A 20,946-nucleotide genomic window follows, 5' to 3' on the forward strand; every position below is an offset into this window, starting at 1 on the left:
TTAAATCCTTGGCAGAGTAATTTTAATCGTTGTGCCGTGCTGCTTTGGCGATATTCTTTGTTCACAGGAAATCAATTGAAATGTCCCACATAAAATATCAACCCGTTCTTGCATCCCCTTCAAGCCAAAACCTTGTTTGACTTTTGTCGGATCAAATCCCTTACCGTTATCCTGAATGATTAATTGAATATCTTTACGAATAATAATGGCAAGACTCACCGCAGTGGCAGCAGAATGTTTAACAATATTATTCAATCCTTCTTGACATAAACGATAAAGGGTAATTTCTTGGATATGCTCAAGTTTTACATTATCTTTATCTTCCCAAAAAAGTGCGGTCGAAATTCCGTGAGTTTTGAGATCGAGTTCTAAAAGTAAATTCTGAATCGCCTGCTGGAGTGAAACATCATCTAACATTTTAGGGCGAATACGGTTTAATAATCCCTTTGTAGTATCGTAAATGTTTAGAGAAAGTTGCTCAATCATCCCGACCACTTCCGTTATTTTAGGGGAAGGTTCCAAACGTTTCATAATAGAAGCCTGCATACGAATTGCCGTGATGTTTTGTCCTATTTCATCGTGTAATTCACGGGAGATGTCTTGACGAATCGCCTCTTCCGTATTAATAAGTTTCCGAGTGAGATGGCGATTACGATTCAGTTCTGTCGACAAACTTTGATTCAGATCCCGTTGCCGCTGAATCGCTAAACCGAGAAAAATTCCCGTAATCGTTTGTGCAGAAAGGGAAAGTAACAAATCCGTTAATGCCCCACTCGAAAAATTCCCCATCGTCGCCGTGAGCGCAATACTATTTAACAATGTACCAAGCAATGCCCCCTGCCAACCATAGGCATAGGCGAGCAAAATAATGGGGACAGAGAGGAAAAATAAAGTAAACCGATGAAACTCTTCCGGCGTATAAATTTGAATAAGTATATTCAATAAAAACAATAAGATATAAATTAGAATATGTTTGGCTCGTAACGAAATCGGCTTATGTACCAATCGTGCGGTAAGCGGAATCCAAGCACGCTTAAAAAGATATTCATCGACTAAAAAGCAGGCGGGCATTATCAATAACATTCCGGTAAAACTGACCAGAAACGTATAAAAAAAGGAAAATGAAAGTATCGCCCCAACCAAGCCATTCATGAAACTCATCACAAGTGCTAATCCACTCTGTACGATGAGCTTACGGATTTCATTACCTTGGTAATATTCCTTTATCACCAGCGTAATAGGCACACTAATAAGAGCTAAAATGCCGGACGACAAATAATATTCATCCTGTGACGCATAGATTAGCAACCCCAAGACAGAAAATTCAGCACCATAACTTACCCACCAAAATACTTTTGGCATATGTAAATTAACCCCTAACCGAAAAGCAAAAGGTAAAAACAGTAATGCCATTAAGGTATTTTCGAGTAAATAATCGGAAATCGCCCATAAAGAAAAGTAGGCACAAAACAAAATGAAACCACTGTAAAGAAAGGTCAGCAATGACGTCATACTTTATAATGTTGGTGAAATAAATTCGTCAATTCTACGTTATTTTTCACTTCTAACTTGCTCATAATATTGGCACGATGGGCATGAATCGTTTTAAAACTCAAGCCTAATTTTTCGCCCATCTCTTTAGCCTCAAGTCCCTGACTTAGCAATTCGCAAATTTGCAATTCACGTTTTGTTAGCAGATCAAATGGGTTGCCGGTGCGATTTGAAACCAATTTCACCGTCAATTCCGGCATTAAATAAACGCCACCGGCATACACGGTGCGAACAGCTTGTATCAGCTCATCAGGACTGCAACGCTTGCTTAAGTAGCCTTTTGCACCTTGTTCCAACGCTTTTTTAACCACAATTTCGCTATCATTTACACTGAGCATAATGCAATGAATACCGGAAGGAATACTTTTTAGCAGTTCCAATCCACTTTCATCAGGCATTGAAATATCAATAATACACACATCGGCTTTTGTGTGAGGTAACTTTTGGCGGGTTTCTTTCGCCGAACCAAACTCCCCCACGACAACAATCTCTTCTTCCAGTGAAAGTAACTGCGCAAATCCTGAGCGCACAATGATGTGATCATCAATGAGTGCAACTTTTATCATTGTGGTTTCCTCTGTTTTTTTAGAAGGGACGGATTTTAGCACTGAAAAAAGTGCGGTCAATTCTTGATGATTTTATGGCATGATGTAGCAGTCGCACAAAACTGATTTTGGGATACTTGTAGGGACAGCCAACCACTGTCCCTATATTTCGTTGGAATTTCTGTTCTTATGTATTTGCTATAAATACCAAAAATCTTTCTATTTTGACCGTACTTTGCATAATGAATGATGGGATTAAACGCTTCTTCTAAGATTTTGCCGCTTCTCGTTTTTTCAAATAACGGATTTTACGTTCTTCAGCAATCGCCACAAAGGCCAATAACACCATACAGACTACCGCAGAAATATCTAAGGCGGCGAAAGTGCCTTCCCAACCGGTTAAACCAAAAATAGGTGTACCATCTGCAATCATTCCCAAGCCTAATTTCGCAAAACTATCGCCAATTAAATAAGCAAAAGTTCCTTTTACACCATCTGCGACCGCAATCGCTTTTTTCGGTACGAAACCGACAGCAGCGACACCAATTAATAATTGTGGACCGAAAACTAAGAAGCCAAGAATAAATAAGGTGACTAAATACATGGTCTCATTTGTTGCAAATTGATAGAACTCAAGAGAGAACACAATAAGGATTAATGCCACACAAGCCAATAGGGTACGGCGACCATTCGCTAAATCAGATAAATATCCCCATAAAAATGTCCCGACCAGAGCTCCAATTTCAAAGAGGGCAAAACCTGAAATTGCAGCATCTTTTGAAAAACCTAATTCTTGGTAAGCATACACTGGAGACCATTGGTCGATACCAATACGCACAATGTAAAGAAAAATATTTGCAACGCAAAGTAACCAAATTACTTTGTTTTTCAAAACATATTGGATAAAAATCTGCTTTTTCGTGAGTTGATTTTCTTCTGCATCTTTATCTTCTTCAGAAATTTCCTCCCCAAATAATTCCTCCGCTTTGCCTAAACCATAAGCTTCAGGAGAATCACTGCCATAACGTAAACCAATAAAACCGATGATTAATGCAACAATTGAAGGGAACACAAACATTCCTAGCACATGGCCATCAAAAAATACATTTGCACCAAACAATGCCACACCCGCTGCGGCTGCACCACCCACATTATGGGAAAGATTCCAAAAACCTAAAAACATGCCACGTTTTTTACGTGGTGTCCATTTTGTAATGGTAGAATAACTTGAAGATCCGCCGGTACTTTGGAAGAAACCACTTAACGCATAGAATGCCACCATCAGGAAAATTGCAACGCTACCGCTGCCCATACTTGCACTGAATCCCAACATACAAAGGGCAGAAAGAATTAACATAAACGGAACAAATTGCTTGGTATTTTTCCCGTCGGCATAATAAGACACCACGGTTTTACCAATACCGTAAGTGATGGAGAATCCCAACCCTATCATCCCTAATTGGGTTTTGGTTAGCCCATAAGTATCGATCATATCATTTTGGGCAATATTGAAATTTTTACGCACCAAATACATGGCCATATAACCAAAAAATACAACAAAATAAGATTGCATAAAAGGTTTAAACCACATTTTGCGACGTTCCTCAACAGGTAAGTCAAGTGTCGGTTTTCTCACTTCGTTTAAAAAATTAAGCATAATATAGACTCCGAATAAAATAATTTTGCGCATATTAGATCGGAATCCATTATTTCCCTTGCAAATATCACGTAGAAACCCTAAGAATTTTTCCTAGATTACAGTGTTTTCTTATAAAAATGTGAGGTAGATCACAAATTGAAAGGAAAAAGTGCGGTCAATTTTCACCGCACTTTTTCTTTTATTCGGTATTATGTAGCAAATGCACAAAATAGAAATTTCAACGACATTGTAGGGATACACTGCGTGTATCCGTTATAAAAATCAAGTTATTTCAACAGGTTAAAATTTTGACGGTTTGAAATGATTTGGTTTTATAACGCCCCTATATTTCATTGAAATACTTTTTTGTTTATTGCTATGAACTTCCCATAGAAAATTTATTTTTTATGCGTTGTAATAAATATCCGTTGATTTTCAGGATTATAGAGATATTTCGCAACAGACTTTACTTCATCAAGGGTAATGCTTTCAACAAGCTGATTAATTTCCGTTAAATACTGAGGGGTATGAAAACGGTTTTCACTATAAATGAGTCGCTCTAACCATGCCTCAGGAGATTGCTGTTGGCTTTCTTCCGTTTGGTAAAAATAACGTTTTGCCGTATCAAATTCTTCTGCCGTGATGCTGGTAGGTAAATCCGCTAATACCCGTTTTGCCATTTCAATCAGTTTATCTGTCATCTCAGGATTGGAGGAAAAAGTTAATGTTGTTTGTATTCGGTTAGTCTCCGCTTGTAAGCGGCTTTTAAAGCGTTTGCTATAAATACCGAGTGTTTCATCCCGCATTTTTTGGCTTAATTTTTCCGAAGCAATGTTACCGGCAAATTCAATCATCAAGGCTTTTTTCGCTTCCCAGTTATCCGGCGTAAACCACGAGATATACACGTTATCCTTTGATTCAGGATTCATCGCAAATTTTTCTTCTAAAGACCCCGACTGCACTTTTAAGGGCTCGGTCTCAATATTTTTTCCCCGTTCAATCCCAGCTAAATTCTGTTCCAGAAGTGACCGCACTTTTCTTTCTTCCATATTATTCAGAATAAAGTAGGTAACCGGTACACGAGAAAGAGCCTGCCATTGTTGCATCAGATCTGACTCTGTGAGCATTTCAATTTGTTTAATACTCGGTTGAGGATTGATAGGCTGCCCGTAAACAAAGGTTTCCCATGCTAAATTACGTTTAAAGTCATCAGACTGAGACTGTAACTCAACACTGCGGATTTTTTCCCTTTTCGTTTTATCAAATTCTTCTTTTATTGTCGTTTCTTTCTGTTGTGCATAGTAGAAACGAAGTAAGTCGGCAAATTTATTGTTTTCAACGGTACTGAGAATATTAAGCTTGTCAAAACTTTGCCGAATAACAAGGGGAATATGATTATTTTCTTTCCACTCCAGCATTTGATTACGTGTCCAATTGAGTGGTGCATTATTGCCAATAAGTTGTATTGCCAATTTGCCTTTCCAATCTTGAATAATCGGGGCATTGGAGCCGGCCTGATTTTGTGCAACAAAATAGCTTTTTGTTTTTGCAATCGGAGATTTTAACCAAACGACAATATCCCCATTAGAAAGCGTCCAACGCACTGTATTTTGTGTTGGAAAACGTTGCTCTTTCACAATACGACCTTGTTGTTTTAGCGGAGAAAATGTCATTTTCTCATTTGCACTTTCTGTGGGACGACGAAAATCGGCTTGTCTAGCGATTTTCCACCATTGTTGAATTTCCGTCAGTTTAATTGGCGACATTTCAACATTTAATGGCGGCATATATTGAAAAACTTGATCGGAAGCATTAAGCCAATATTGAATACGCTGATTAACCTCCGCTAAACTGATTTTTTCTATTCCATTTTTAGTCATTTGTTCAATTTGAACTTGGTTATAGTAGGCTTTCTCATTCAGTAGGGTATTAATCATAGCTTGCACCCAATCTTCAAAGGTGAAATTTTGTTGGGTTACCTTGTCATTTTCTAGCTGAAATAAAATTTTTTCTTTCTGTTTATCCAATTCTGCCTGTGTAATCGGATAACGTTTTAGTCGCTCGGCTTGCTCAATAATATAATTTGCCCCAACACGATGTGATTGTTTCTCAACATTAGCGGAAAGAACTAAAGCCGATGTTATTTTTCCTACTGGGATCTGGCGGGCAGAGAGAGAAGACAAGGTTGTCGGTATTTGATCTTTTTCGTTTCTAAAACGCTGATTTAAACTATTTACGGCTAATTGATTAATAAGACGTTGTTCAAACCCCATCTCTGTTTGAGCTTGGCTTGCACTGTCATCAAACCGCCATAAATAGCTCACTTGACTATTGCTATTTTGGGGATCACTAAGCCTATCAACTTTAATTTGTTCATCTAATGCAGGCTCATAATAATCGTTACCCCGAGTAGGAAGTACTTTTCGAGGCAAATCGGCAAAAAACGTTTTGATTAATTTTTCAGCCTCATTTGCTTTAATATCTCCAACAAGCAGTAACTGCATATTATTGGGTACATACCACGTTTTGTAATATCGTTGTAATTCAGTAACCGGCATCGTGTTGATACTCTTTTCCGTACCAATCACCGGGCGATTTTCATAACGTGAACCAACACGATAAGAACTTTGGCGTTGTTCAAAGAGACGTCGTTTTGAGCTGTCTCTTGTCCGCCACTCCTCTAAAATAATTTTACGTTCATCTTCCCAATCACTCGCCGTAATTTGAGCCTTAAAAAGCATTTGTTTCACCACATCCAATGTTTCCGTTAGGCTGAATGCTTTCGGTGGAATATAAATATAGGTCGTGTTTTCTTGGTTGGTAAAGGCATTGTAATTTTTTCCCCGTAACCAACCTTGCTGATGAAGGTAGGGCATCACGCCTTTTGAATGAGTTTCCGTGGCACGAAACGCCATATGTTCCACCATATGAGCAACACCACTTTGTGCCGGCGTTTCATCAATCGCACCGGCATAAACCCGCATAATGACATCAACACGCTGTGGCTGGGTATGAATAGGTAAAATCGTGTAACGTAAACCGTTTTCTAATTGTCCCTGAACAGGAATAGGGGAAACGGCAACAACGTTTGCCGAAAATAAAAATAAGAAAAGATAAAATAGGTTACGCAAAATCAACTCCATAAACTGCAAATAAAAACCACGTTAGGACATCATCATCCTAACGTGTTCTCTTTTTTGATAAATAGATATATTGGTTACCAGTGATAAGCAATGCCTAGCCAAAATTGACGACCTAATTCATAACTCGTTGTGCTTTGGCTTTCCGTTCCACCTAAATATTCAGAACGAGGACTCGCGGTTGCAATCCGACTGTTGAAGACATTCAATACATCAAGGCTCACTTCCATTTTTTGTTCACGGATAGGTAATGCCCAAAGTAAATGCCAATCTAATGTAGCTTTTCCACTGTATTTTTTCAGACGGTAATCATAAACCGCCCCACTATAATCACCGCAGGCTTGAGGCTGGCTTGAGTTCACACATTGAGCAACATCATAGCGGTTATAAGCTTTATAGCCCGTTTTATAATTAAGAGTATGTGTCCACTTTAAATTCCAAGCCGGAATATCGGTTTGAAGTTCAAGAAAGCCTTCCCAAGGTTGATTAAAGTTAAACGGTGGTAATTCATTTACCGTGGCATAACGTTTCCCTTCAAAAAGGTAGTATCGACCATTAAATGCAGCGGGATCGAAAACTAAGCTATCATCATAATTACCATGATAATTCACATGTCGATTTTGATAGCGTAAACCGGCACGATAGTTCATCAATATTTTACCCAATTGATAGGCTTTATTATTTTGGAAGCTAAGTGTAAAGGTGTTGGTTTGCCCTTTACCCTCATTTGACATTTCTTTAGGTGCGTTCTTTTTCAAATCCTGTTTCACCGGTGTAAATTGGCGCTCACTTTTACGATGAACCCAGTTAAATACCAAGGTGTGATCCGCTAGCCGGTAGTTAAAACCAAGGTTATATTCATCACTATAAGGTGTTTTTAAATCCCGACTGTTCGCCCAAGAAATAGAGTTGTTGGTACAATCACCCAATTTCCATTCCCCCACACCATTTTTATCCGCATAACGCTCTCCTTCCCGATTACAAGGAATATTTGAACGTAACGCATAAGCCAACATATTGTTAGCAAAATAACGGTTATAACCCCCTGTAATATTAAAGCTGTCATCATTTAACACATTAATATTAAAGGCAAAACGAGGGGCAATATTGAGATTTTTTAAGAAGCTGTCATAGTTTACATTGACACCCGGTACAAATTTAAAACGTTGCCAATAAATTTCGTCAGAAAAATAGAGATTATAGTTATTCACATTGACTTTCGTATTAAAAGCCGGGTAATAGGTCATTCTATTTTGAAATTGTTCAGTTGGAATACAATCAAGGCAATTTTTTCCCGTATTTCTGAATAATGAATTAAAATTTGGCGCTAAAACAACCCGTCCATCTTTTCCGTTATAATTAAGAACTGATTGCATATAACGCACAGCATTTGGACGCTCAGACTGTGCGGAAGCAAAATCTATCTGCCAGCCCAAAGAGAGCTTATGTTCGCTCTTTCCCCAATTTAGAGGCTCTAATTCATAATCTTGTTTCAATGTTAATGTTTTAAGCTCTGAAGATAACTCACCGATTCCCCCTTCTCGCTTATAATCACATTTTCCCGATTTTTTATTTTTTAACGAACACCATTCTGTGCCGGCTGTACTCAGCAAAGTATTCCCTACCCAATTGTAATAATTTGTACCTGCATCATAAGCGATTCGATTGCGGTTATACTGATAAGCAAGAATACTCTTCACTATCCCCCAATCATCTGCATATTGTGATTCAATGTTAGCACGCCAACCACCACCATCACTTACATAGCGCCCATTTTTAACATTGTCGTTGTAATACACACTTTCATGAGGAGAATATAGTAATGTAGCCAATAATTTATGTTGATCACTTGTTTGATAGCTGCCTTTCACCAAAAAGGTTTCTGCTAAACGCCGCTCTTTTTCCCAACGATTTAGTCCCTGATGATATTCCGGCATTTTAGACTGTGTACGGTTATAGCTGAATAATATACCGGCTTTATCATTAATAGGCTGATTTAACGTGAAATCAAAAATATGTTTAGTAAATTTTGGTTGGACATTGCTTTCAGCGTAAGCATTATCAAATTCTAACCGCTCTTCATCACTAAGTTGAAACGATGTCCAACTATCACGAGTGGTACGGTAGCTGATTGAACCACTTGATTTTGAGACTTCAGGTTCTTTAATTTGTGCATCGACAACGCCACCGGTAAAGCGAGAATATTTTGCCGGTATATTGCTATCATAAACAGCAACATTGCCTAATAAACGACTATTAATGTAGAAAGATTCCGGCGACCCGGGGGCAATATACATAGAAGTGGGTTGAGTAAAATCCTCAGCAGATCGATACCCTCCATTAGATGAACCAGGGTTAAGCATATCACTGTTTGATAAACCATCAATTAAATAGCTATTGTTATAATAAGGCTCACCATGAAAACTGACTAAATCAGGGGCAATTTCACCCGCCTGTGCTGAATTATTTGTTGTACCGCTAAACTGTACTGCCGGATTATTCTTAAGTAATTCTGAAATATTCCCATTTCTTGCCGGTTTACGGGCTATATCCTCCGATGAAAGTGTTACAGCACCGGAAAACCCCGATGATGAGTTCGCAATCACAGAAATCGTCTCTAATTGATTTTCCGATTCCGAACTATCAGCATAGGCTATTGAAGTAAAAAATAAAGAAGAAATGAATGTCGCAACCTGTGTTTTTTTCATCATAATAAGCTAAATTCTTTTTCAAATAAGAAAGATTATCATTACCAGTGATAGAGTGTACTAAAAATAAAATGAAAAAAATGAGAGGTAGATCACAAATTCAAACAAATGAGGGAGATATTTTCAATAAATCTCCCCCAAAATTCAAAAAAGAATTCATATCCGAACTATGGTTAAAGGTTAGTTAAGCACCAAGTTCCATCGGTATGAAGTCGTAAACATTGCTGGTGATGATGAAATAATGTAGAACGATGTCCTACACTAATAATGATACTTCTCGGCAATGCTTTTCTCAGAAGAAGATACATCTGCTCTTCCAGATACTCATCGAGTGCTGCCGTTGACTCATCTAAAAAAATCATCATAGGACGATAAAGTAATATTCGGGCAAAAGAAATACGTTGTTGCTCGCCAAGAGATAAAATTCTTGTCCAATCATTTTCTTCCTCTAATTTTTCAACAAGATGTGCTAATTGAACCCTATCTAAAACGCTTGCAACATCATTGAGATCAACATCAGTAGGCACAGTATTTGGGTAATATAGTGCATCAATCAAACGACCTTGAGGTAAATACGTTTTTTGGGCAATAAATAAACTATTATGGCGTGGGTAAGATATTTTTCCTTCTGCATATCGCCACAAACCGGCAACCGCTCTCAACAGGGTCGTCTTCCCTGAACCTGAAAGACCTTGAATTAATAATGTATCTCCTAAAGATAAATGAATGTTAAGTTCCCTAACTAAAACCTCCCCTTCAGGGGTTTTAACAGTAAGATCTTCAAAAATAACGTTATTTTTATCTTCTTCAATTTTAATATTGACAAAATGGCGGGCTTCCCCAGTAGCTTGATAAAAACCACTCAAACGTTCCAACACCGCACGATAACCGGCAAAATCATCATAAATATTACGGAAAAAAGAGAGAGAGGACTGAACCCTTCTAAAAGCTTGGGCCGTTTGCATTAATTCACCTAATTGGATTTGCTTCTCAAAAAAGCGGGTCGCCTGAATTAAAAAGGGAAAAATTGTCGACACCTGTGTCACCGCAAGATTAAATCCATTAAATTTTAGGGTTCGATGTACAATTTTCCAAACATTATCAATCACTTTGTTAAATTGAGCGAGTAGCTGATTTTTTTCTACTTTTTCACCTTTAAAAAAGGCGATAGTTTCGGCATATTCTTTCATACGCATTAAAGAGTAACGATAATTAGCGTTCAATCTCTCATTATTAAAATTAAGCCTGATTAGAGGTTTACCAATTTTAAAAGCAAATACGGTGCTGGCTAATACATAAATAAAAACCCAAAACACCATAGCATGAGGCAACGTAAAATCCCCTATCTGCATAGGACCTGATAGCCCCCATAAAATAATCGTAAATGACACCATTGAAGTCACGGACTTGATTAATCCCAAGGATAAATTTAAGGAATTTGTAATATAAGCGGTAATATCCTGTTGAATACGTTGATCCGGATTATCGGTTTTTTCACTATCACAGAGCATTTTATAATAGGCTTGATTGACAAACCATTTATCTAAAATGGCTTCATTTGCCCATTTTCGCCAATGAATCGTGAAGGCTTTCTGTACATAATAAATTAACAAGGCATTGGCAATATGCACGCTTGATAACACAGCAAAAACAATAATTTGCCCCCAAAATTCAGCGGCATCCAACTTTTGCAATGCGTTGTATAAGGCTTTATTCCATTCTGATAATAAAATATCAATTCGAACTGTCACCAAGCTAAAAAATAGCACAGTGAAAAAATAAGCCAAAGGTTTAATTCTGCGTTTAATTGAAAAATAATCAGCACTTAAAAGCCAAAACTCTCTTCCCCACTTAGTCATCCTGATCAAAAGGAATGCAACCAGGGGAGAAATCGTCAAAATAATCCCCATGACACTGATTATCCAATAAAAAGAATTCAACAATTCTTGCGTCCAATTCACTTCGTGTCCTTAGTAGATAAGTAAAAACCATTTATGGTTTCGCAGTATAACATTAAACTCTAGTTGATAATCAATCGTAATAAGAAATGATTTGATATTATTTCAAAAGTGATGATGTTATGTGGAAAGTACAAAACAGAAATTCCAACGAACGTAGGGAGATACTGCGTGTGTCCCTTATAAGAAACAAATCATTTCAATATATTAAAATTTTGGCACTTGCAATATATCCCTACAAGCGAGCCCCAAAATAGCGTTGTGCAACAGACACATAATATCGAAAACATAAAAAAGCGCGGTCAAAATTGACCGCACTTTTGTTTTACCACCACTTTGTTACATCACCACAACATCAAACTGCTCTTGGTTATAAAAGGGTTCGGTTTTTACTTGGACACGTTTGCCAATAAACATTTCCACTTCGGGTAAAAGCCCATGAGATTCTTCGTTAATTAAATATTCCGCCACTGCTGGGGAAGCATATACAACAAATTGCTCGCTGCTGAATAAATGATACACGCGAATTACCTCACGCATAATTTCATAACATACCGTTTCCACCGTTTTCACATGGCCACGACCACGGCATACCGGACATTCATCACAAAGAATATGTTCAAGGCTTTCACGGGTTCGCTTACGTGTCATTTCAACTAAACCAAGTTGAGTGAAACCATTAACATTTGTTTTAACACGATCTTTGGAAAGAGCCTCTTGTAAAGATTCCAATACTCGGTTGCGGTGATCCTCCAAGTGCATATCAATAAAATCAATGATGATAATTCCACCAAGATTGCGTAACTGAAGTTGTTGGGCAATAGCTTTTGTTGCTTCAATGTTGATGTTAAAAATCGTTTCTGCTAAATCACGATGCCCGACAAATGCGCCGGTGTTGATGTCAATAGTCGTCATCGCTTCTGTTTGTTCGATAATCAAATAACCACCGGATTTTAAATTCACCCGTCGATCTAAAGCCTGTTGAATGCTATTTTCCACGCCATACACATCAAAGAGCGGTTGATTTCCGGAGTAAAGTACTAACTTATCGCTTAATTCCGGCATAAATTCATCGGTAAATTCTTTCACTTCGTTGAAACAAAGCTTTGAATCAATACGGATTCTTTCCAATCTCGTCCCAATAAAATCACGTAAAATTCGCTGTGGGAGTGCCGGTTCACCATAAATCTTTGAGCGGGTAGGATATTTACTTTTACGTTCTAATACCTTTCGCCATAAACGTTTAAGAAATTCCGCATCTTGGCGAAGCTCTTCCTCAGTTGCCCCCTCTGTTGCCGTGCGAATAATAAATCCCCCTAATTCATCACAGAAAGGTTCTACCAATGCCTTCAAACGGGTTCGTTCTTCTTCACTTTCAATACGTTGTGATACCCCTACATGGCTATTTTCCGGCATAAATACAAGATAGCGGGAAGGTAATGTAATATCAGTGGTTAAACGTGCACCTTTTGTACCTAGGGGATCTTTTACAACTTGTACGACAATATCCTGTCCCTCTCGAACCAGCTCAGAAATACTTTTTACTTTAAATTGCTTCTGCTCATTTTCATCAACACATTCTGTGTGAGACACAATATCGGAAGCATGTAAAAATGCCGCTTTTTCCAAGCCAATATCCACAAAAGCGGACTGCATACCGGGCAATACACGCATTACCCGCCCTTTATAAATATTTCCCACAATGCCACGTTTGGCTTGGCGTTCTACATGAACCTCTTTCAATCCGCCCATTTCCATCAATGCAATACGGGTTTCATTGGGCGTAACGTTCATCAATAATTCTACGGCATCCATTCTATTGTCTCTAAATCTTATTTTAAGAACTCGCATAATAGGGTAAAATGCGCCCTTTCTCAAATCTTCAATATACTTTAAGACTATTTTAATAGTTTCAAAGTAAAACAAATTATTCTCTGTAACGCCAACTAAGCAGAAAAACCTATAAGGAAACTCAATGATCGATTTTCGCCCTTTTTATCAACAAATCGCCACAAGCCCTCTCTCTGATTGGCTTGAAACCCTCCCTCTCCAAATAAAAGAGTGGGAAAAACAAACTCATGGTGATTACGAGAAATGGTCAAAAATCATCGACTTTTTACCTGACTTAACGGCAGATACCATTGATTTAAAAAATGCGGTGAAATCTGACCGCACTTCTCCCCTTTCGGAAGGCGAAAAACAGCGCATTATTCATCATTTAAAACAGCTTATGCCATGGCGAAAAGGGCCTTATCATCTATTTGGTATTCATATAGATTGCGAATGGCGTTCTGATTTTAAATGGGATCGTGTGCTTCCTCATCTCGCCCCCCTAAAAGATCGCACTATTTTAGATGTGGGCTGCGGTAGCGGTTATCATATGTGGCGTATGCTGGGTGAGGGAGCCAAAATGGTGGTAGGCATTGATCCTACCGAACTTTTTCTCTGCCAATTTGAAGCCGTACGTAAATTATTAAACAACGATCGCCGCGTAAACCTCATTCCGCTTGGCATAGAACAAATGCAGCCCCTTGCTGCCTTTGACACGGTTTTTTCCATGGGCGTACTTTATCATCGAAAATCCCCCTTGGATCATCTGACCCAGCTAAAAAACCAACTGAAAAAAGGTGGGGAATTAGTACTGGAAACGCTAGTCATTGATGGCGATGTCAATAGCGTTCTCGTACCGACCGATCGCTATGCCAAAATGAAAAATGTGTATTTTATTCCCTCTGTTCCCGCCTTAATAAACTGGTTGGAAAAAGCGGGTTTTACCAATGTTCGCTGTGTGGACGTTGCCATTACAACACTGGAAGAACAACGTAAAACCGATTGGCTGGAAAATGAAAGCCTCATTGATTTTTTAGATCCGAATGATCATAGTAAAACGATTGAGGGCTATCCGGCACCTAAAAGAGCGGTCATTTTGGCGAATAAATAAAACAAAAAAGTGCGGTTAAAATTAACCGCACTTTTCATTAATAAAATACCTAATCTTGCTGTGCCTGTACCGCTGCGTAAGCAATCATATTAATAATACGACGAACGGAGGCTGACGGGTTTAAAATATGGGCGGATTTATTCATTCCCATCAAGATTGGACCAACGGTGACTGCGGTGGTAGTACCACGCAATAGGCTATAACTAATACGTGCAGCACTTAAATTAGGGAACACAAGCAGATTTGCCGAGCCTTTTAATGGGCTATCCGGCATGACTTCAGCACGTTGTGCCGCACAAAGCGCAATATCCCCCCGCATTTCGCCATCAATCATTAATTGTGGGTTATGTTCTTGTACAATCTTCAAGGCATCACGTACTTTCGGTGCGCCTAGCGTGTTCGATGAACCAAAATTGGAATGAGAAAGCAAAGCGACTGCAGGTTCAATACCAAAACGATGTACTTCATCCGCTGCCATTAAGGTAATTTCCGCCAATTCTTCCGCACTTGGGTCATCATTGACATGCGTATCCGTTAAGAAAACATTACCACTTGGCAATACAAGACTATTTAAAGCCGCGGCGGTTTTTACACCATTTTTCAAGCCAATAATATCTTTAATGGAGTCTAAATGTTTACCATAAGAACCAAACAAACCACATACTAATCCGTCCGCATAGCCTAAATTTACCAAGACGGAGGCAAGCACTGTTGTATTTGAACGCACAACACGTTTAGCGATTGCCGGCGTGATACCTTTACGTTTTGTGAGGTTGTAATAATATTTCCAACATTCTTCATAGCGTGGATTATTTTCATTATCCACCACTTCTACGTTTACCCCCACTTCTAAGCGTAAACCCAACTTTTTGATTTTTTCCTCAATCACTTCTTTACGACCAATTAAAATTGGCGAGGCGAGCTCCATGGAAACGACTTCTTGTACAGCATGTAGGGCTTTTGTCTCTTCACCTTCAGCAAGAATAATACGTTGTTTTGCGGATTTGGCTTGGCTAAAAATCGGACGCATAAATAAGCTGGTTTTATAAACAAACTGCGTAAGTTTTTCGGTATATTCACTCCAATTCTCAATTGGACGTGTCGCTACGCCGGATTCCATTGCTGCTTTTGCCACTGCCGGTGCGATACGTACAATTAAACGAGGGTCGAATGGGCGTGGAATCACATACTCAGGACCAAATGTTGCACCTTCACCGCCATAAGCAGAGGTTACTACATCATTTTGTTCCTCAAGGGCAAGATCGGCAATAGCATAAACCGCCGCACGTTTCATTTCTTCATTAATCGTAGTTGCCCCAACATCTAGCGCACCACGGAAGATGAACGGGAAACAAAGCACATTATTGACTTGGTTTGGATAGTCTGAACGACCGGTACAGACTATCACATCGGGGCGCACTGCTTTCGCTTCCGGTGGGGTAATTTCCGGATTTGGATTTGCCAAAGCAAGAATAATCGGGTGTGCCGCCATGGTTTTTACCATATTTTGTGTCAATGCACCGGCTGCTGAACAACCGAGGAAAATATCCGTATTCGGAATGGCATCAGCTAATGTACGCCAACCATTATCTTCAATCGCATAATCTTCTTTCGTTTGATCCATACGATCACCACGATTTTTATAGACCACGCCTTTTGAATCACAAATGGTGATGTTTTCACGTTTCATCCCAAGGGAAAGCAATAAATTCAAACAAGCAATTGAAGCCGCACCAGCGCCTGATGCAACAAGACGCACCTCCTCAATTTTTTTACCTATGATGCGAAGTGAATTAATAATTGCCGCCGCACTAATAATTGCTGTGCCGTGTTGATCATCGTGGAACACGGGAATATTCATACGTTCACGTAATTTTTGTTCAATATAAAAACATTCCGGCGCTTTAATATCTTCAAGATTTACGCCACCAAAGGTAGGTTCAAGAGAAGCGATAATATCCACTAATTTGTCCGGATCATGTTCATTCACTTCAATATCAAATACATTAATACCGGCAAATTTTTTAAATAGGACACCCTTTCCTTCCATCACGGGCTTACCGGCAAGCGCGCCAATATTCCCTAATCCAAGAACTGCCGTACCGTTTGAAATAACTGCGACTAAATTACCACGTGCGGTATATTTATAAGAAGCCAACGGATCTTTTTCAATTTCTAAACAAGGTTCCGCCACGCCGGGAGAATAAGCGAGGGCTAAATCGCGCTGGGTTGCCAATGATTTGGTGGGGGTAACTTCAATTTTGCCGGGAATAGGAAACTCGTGAAAATCCAATGCTGCTTGGCGTAGTTGTTCGCTCATATAAGTACTCCATTGTTGTGATACGGAACTTGGTTAACACATAACCAAATTGAAAAAACGGCTTGATTATACTCCCTTTTTTTGCCTAAATTTGTGATGAACCGCAAATTTTCACAAATCTTTTACAAAAATTATAGGTTGAATTCACAGATTAAAGGGGGTAGCATACAATTATTCAGGAGAGGTACTATTGCTATCACAAATTAAAACCGCAGTAAATCAACTGCAAAGAAAATTCATTAATCATCAGCTCAGATCGCGTTTAAAAAACCATGGTATGACGGTTATCTCTGCTAACTGTGTGGGTGCGTTTATTTTGCACGATCTCGGTGAACCTTTTAACTCACCTTTTGTTAATCTTTACTTAAGCCCTAAAAACTTTATTCGTTATTTGCAGAATATTGTTTTTTATCAACAACAATCCCTTGAGTTTATTGCTTCTGAAAAAAACTACCCAATCGGAAAATTGGCAGATATTGAAATTCATTTCATGCATTATCATAGTGAGCAAGAGGCAAGAGAAAAATGGCAAACCCGCTCTTCTCGGATCAATCCAGATAATTTGTTTATCATCATGACAGATAAAGACGGGGCACAGGGTATCGCTTATGAAGAGCTGGAAGAATTCGATCGGCTTCCCTTTAAAAATAAAGTGGTGTTTACCCATAAACCTTACCCAGACTTACGCTCTGCGTTTTACATTCAAGGTTTTGAACAACAAAATCAAGTGGGTGATTTATTTGCTTTTTCCGGTTGGAATGGCAAGAAACATTATGATCAATTTGATTATGTAGCTTGGTTTAATCAAGATTCATAGATTATTTAATAGTAGCGAACCGGTGTTTTACTAAATTGCAAAAAAATACTGCCAAATTCCCATATAACAGGCAATAGTAAATAAAATCAATCCCAGTAATTTAGTGATCACTCGATCACTGATTAAATTGCGTAATTTCATGGAAAAATAAGCGCTTGCCAACGCGCCAAGCACAACAGCTCCGACAATCGCAAAGTTTACATAACCGAATTGCCAATCGGATAAATAAGGGGTGGCTAAATTTGACTGACGAGATAAATAACCATAAAGGTTACCCACTCCACCAAATACCATCATATAGTTGGTATATACCGCAATTTGTTTTGGACTGACGGATTTTAATTGTGCCACTAAGGGGGCCATAATTGAACCGCCACCAATTCCTGTAATGCCGGCAATAAATCCACCGAATCCACAGTACAACATTCCTGATAAAATTTCCGATTGATTTCGTTGTGCCGTTTCTTGAATATCTTTTCTGTATAAAAGAGTGCGCAAACCGAGTAAGATTAAAGTAATTACAAAAATTGCCGAGATCAACTTATCAGAAAAGAAAAAACTCAATTCAAAGCCAATTTGTACACCTATAATGATGCCTATTGACCAAAAGATAAGATTTTTCTTATTAATTTTAATTGACTGCTGACGAAATAAAGCTAAATTAATAATAGAAATACACATCACAATGGTGAGAGAACAAGCAGCAATAACCTGCATCGGTAGCTGTGGGAAAAGCGTGCGTAAAATCGGCACCAATAAAACACCACCACCAACGCCAAATAAAGCAGACATAATATTGACTACAACACCACAAATGAACAAAATAAAAAAGATTGAAATAGTTGACATATTCCCTCCCATTTAAAACAGGAGCATTCTACAATACGAGACTCCCTTTCATTTATGATAATTGTCATATTACGACAATTAAGGATAGCTTATGTGCAAAGTACCTATTTATACGCAATTAACAAATTGCCAAATCACTCAATTCTCCGTAAAAGAAAAAGGTACATTAATTTATCTACAAGGACGAAAAACCAAGGAGTTTTATTATTTAAAATCCGGTTTAATTGGACTTTATCACATATTAGACAATGGGAAAGAAACACTGGTAAGAATTTACCAAGCACAAAGTTACTTTGGTTTTCGCACTTTTTTTGCACAAAATGATTACCATTGTTCCGCTAAGGTATTGAAATCCGCTGAAATCATTAAAATTACACCGCTGGATTTTGATAAATTTTGGCAACAGAATGCCTCTTTTATGTTGTATTTACTCAAACAGCTTTCTACCGAATTACAAGATGCAGAATGCCGTTTATCAATGGCAGCCTATCAAAAAGTACAAGATAGAATCTTACACAGTATAGATTATCTCAATTCCCATTATCCTAATTACCATTGGACAAATCGCGAAATCGCCGAATTCTCTGGGTGTGAAACAGAAACCGCCATTCGAATTGGGAGAGAACTAAAAAAAATAAAAATGAAGTGATCAATTTTCAATTCCTAGATTAAGATCACATTTAATTTATGACAGAAATCATATATGCGTTGTTCAAATAGGTTTTATGCTACTCCTGTCTCTTTCAGAGAGTTAATTTTTATCCATCGTTAACTAGGAGCAACATATATGACTATCACTATAATTAGTTTTCTCGTTGTAACTGGATTCGTTGGTCTAATTTCTTGGTATCAAACCAAAAATGATGATTTCTCCAGTTCAAAAGGATATTTTTTAGCAGGGCGCGGATTGAGTGCAATTGTTATTGGTTGTTCAATGGTATTAAGCTCATTATCGACTGAACAGCTTATTGGTGTAAATGCGAATAGCTACGCCGGCAACTTTTCTATTATTGCTTGGACCATACCAACAGTCATCCCTCTATGCTTCTTGGCTTTATATCTACTACCTAAATATATTCGTAACGGTTATACAACCATTCCCGAGTTTTTTGAAAGTCGTTTTGACCGCCAAACCCGTTTGATTATGTCCGGTTTATTTTTGGTGTTTTATCTTTTTATTGTCATTCCGACCGCACTTTATACCGGCGCAATCGCTTTTAACAAAATTTTTAATTTAGAAAGTGCTTTTGGGCTAAGTTATGGTGCCGCGATCACCTATACCGTCATCGCTATTGCCATCGTTGGTGCAATTTACGCTATTTTTGGTGGGTTAAAAGCTGTCGCTGTTTCTGATACTTGGAATGCTGTTATCTTAGTTATCGGTGCATTACTTGTACCAATTTTTGGTTTAATTCACTTAGGTAATGGGAGTTTTAGTGAAGGGCTACATATTATTACAACAACTCATGTAGAAAAATTCAATGCAATTGGAAGTGAAACAGATGCTGTCCCTTGACCAACCATCTTCACCGGCATTATGCTTGTTCATTTCTTTTATTGGACAACGAACCAAGCTATTGTACAACGTGCATTAGGCGCAAAAGACTTAGCTTCAGGTCAAAAAGGAATTTTAGTCGCCGCGCTATTCCTTTTATTAATGCCATTAATCTTAAACTTACCGGGATTATTGAGTTTCCATATTTTAGGCGAAGGTTTAAAACCTATTGATGCGTCTTATCCGGAATTAGTTAATCGAACCTTCCCTACCGTTTTACAAGGTTTCTTTATTGCTGCGCTATTTGGGGCTATTTTAAGCACTTTTAACTCTTTCCTAAATTCTGCTGCAACAATTTATTGTAAAGATTTGCTCCCTTCGATTAGTAAAAGAAAATTTAGTGATGAAGAACTCATTCTCTACGCCAAAAAAGTTTCTACGGTCATGGCAATAGTAACGATGATTTTTGCGCCATTATTAATGTTCGGAACCGATGGCATTTTCTTACTAACCAAACGCTTTGCCGGATTTGTCAATATCCCAATTGTAGCCTTATTTGCAATCGGTTTATTTAATAAAACAGTATCCGGTTTAGCCGCTCGCATTGCCTTATTCACTCACATTGTGCTTTATTTCTGCATCGTTTGGGTATTTGATGTCAAAATTAACTTTGTCTATGTGATGGCGGCATTATTTGTGTTTGATGTCGTATTAATGTTAATTTTAGGGATTTTCTTAAAACGAACGCCTTATGAAGAAAATAAAATCAATCATGCAGACATAAATTTAACCAACTGGAAATATGCATCGCTCACAGTATGCTCATTAATCCTTGGTTTATTCATCTTATATGCATTGCTTTCACCAATTGGATTAGCTTCCGAAAACGGCAATCCCAAATTAGTAGTTGGTATTTATGCTTTACTACAAATTATCATCTTAATTTTCTTTGCATTAAAAAAGAATAAACAAGCATAAAGAGG

General features: G+C 38.2%; 12 protein-coding genes and 1 pseudogene. 4 read left to right on the forward strand and 9 right to left on the reverse strand.

All coding sequences use genetic code 11. The annotated features are described in order from the left end of the window. The 7 genes from uhpB to rng form a co-directional block, all read right to left on the reverse strand. Complete coding sequence (gene uhpB / locus BKK47_RS07920; protein ID WP_077494324.1) at nucleotides 1-1,512, reverse strand: signal transduction histidine-protein kinase/phosphatase UhpB; 1,512 nt, start codon at nucleotides 1,510-1,512, stop codon at nucleotides 1-3. Next, on the reverse strand, nucleotides 1,509-2,117 hold the full coding sequence (gene uhpA / locus BKK47_RS07925) for a response regulator transcription factor UhpA (RefSeq protein WP_077494325.1): 609 nt from the start codon (nucleotides 2,115-2,117) through the stop codon (nucleotides 1,509-1,511). The genes uhpB and uhpA overlap by 4 nt, the downstream gene beginning before the upstream one ends. 247 nt (nucleotides 2,118-2,364) lie before the next feature. Then, entirely contained in the window at nucleotides 2,365-3,753 is a 1,389-nt protein-coding gene (gene uhpT, locus BKK47_RS07930; protein ID WP_077494340.1) for a hexose-6-phosphate:phosphate antiporter, read from the reverse strand. A 380-nt stretch (nucleotides 3,754-4,133) separates the two neighbouring features. Then, entirely contained in the window at nucleotides 4,134-6,866 is a 2,733-nt protein-coding gene (locus tag BKK47_RS07935) for a M16 family metallopeptidase (protein ID WP_158074757.1), read from the reverse strand. Between the two features lie 86 nt (nucleotides 6,867-6,952). Further along, entirely contained in the window at nucleotides 6,953-9,586 is a 2,634-nt protein-coding gene (locus BKK47_RS07940; protein ID WP_077494327.1) for a TonB-dependent receptor, read from the reverse strand. A 170-nt stretch (nucleotides 9,587-9,756) separates the two neighbouring features. Continuing rightward, complete coding sequence (locus BKK47_RS07945) at nucleotides 9,757-11,544, reverse strand: ABC transporter ATP-binding protein/permease (protein WP_077494328.1); 1,788 nt, start codon at nucleotides 11,542-11,544, stop codon at nucleotides 9,757-9,759. Between the two features lie 336 nt (nucleotides 11,545-11,880). Next, nucleotides 11,881-13,356 (reverse strand): ribonuclease G, encoded by a 1,476-nt coding sequence (gene rng, locus BKK47_RS07950; protein WP_077494329.1) that lies wholly within the window; start codon nucleotides 13,354-13,356, stop codon nucleotides 11,881-11,883. A 160-nt stretch (nucleotides 13,357-13,516) separates the two neighbouring features. On the opposite strand from rng, the gene cmoB reads away from it, so the two are divergent. Further along, nucleotides 13,517-14,482, forward strand: a complete 966-nt coding sequence (cmoB, locus tag BKK47_RS07955) for a tRNA 5-methoxyuridine(34)/uridine 5-oxyacetic acid(34) synthase CmoB (RefSeq protein ID WP_077494330.1) — start codon at nucleotides 13,517-13,519, stop codon at nucleotides 14,480-14,482. Nucleotides 14,483-14,531: 49 nt separating this feature from the next. Here cmoB and BKK47_RS07960 read toward each other — a convergent pair whose 3' ends face one another. Further along, nucleotides 14,532-16,802: an NADP-dependent malic enzyme gene (locus tag BKK47_RS07960; RefSeq protein ID WP_077494331.1), complete on the reverse strand. Its 2,271-nt coding sequence runs from the start codon at nucleotides 16,800-16,802 to the stop codon at nucleotides 14,532-14,534. A 190-nt stretch (nucleotides 16,803-16,992) separates the two neighbouring features. Here BKK47_RS07960 and BKK47_RS07965 point away from each other — a divergent pair, with 190 nt between their 5' ends. After that, nucleotides 16,993-17,619, forward strand: coding sequence for a DUF1919 domain-containing protein (locus BKK47_RS07965; protein WP_077494332.1), 627 nt, complete (start codon nucleotides 16,993-16,995; stop codon nucleotides 17,617-17,619). A gap of 30 nt (nucleotides 17,620-17,649) precedes the next feature. On the opposite strand, the gene BKK47_RS07970 is transcribed toward BKK47_RS07965, so the two are convergent. Next, nucleotides 17,650-18,468, reverse strand: a complete 819-nt coding sequence (locus BKK47_RS07970) for a sulfite exporter TauE/SafE family protein (protein ID WP_077494333.1) — start codon at nucleotides 18,466-18,468, stop codon at nucleotides 17,650-17,652. A gap of 91 nt (nucleotides 18,469-18,559) precedes the next feature. On the opposite strand from BKK47_RS07970, the gene BKK47_RS07975 reads away from it, so the two are divergent. After that, nucleotides 18,560-19,117 carry a Crp/Fnr family transcriptional regulator gene (locus tag BKK47_RS07975; protein WP_077494334.1) on the forward strand — a complete coding sequence of 186 codons (558 nt, stop codon included), beginning with the start codon at nucleotides 18,560-18,562 and terminating at the stop codon, nucleotides 19,115-19,117. Nucleotides 19,118-19,255: 138 nt separating this feature from the next. Then, a pseudogene (locus tag BKK47_RS07980) lies at nucleotides 19,256-20,941 on the forward strand (solute:sodium symporter family transporter). Nucleotides 20,942-20,946: the final 5 nt, after the last annotated feature.

It is taken from the genome of Rodentibacter mrazii (assembly GCF_001998825.1).
GTDB classification, from domain to species: domain Bacteria; phylum Pseudomonadota; class Gammaproteobacteria; order Enterobacterales; family Pasteurellaceae; genus Rodentibacter; species Rodentibacter mrazii.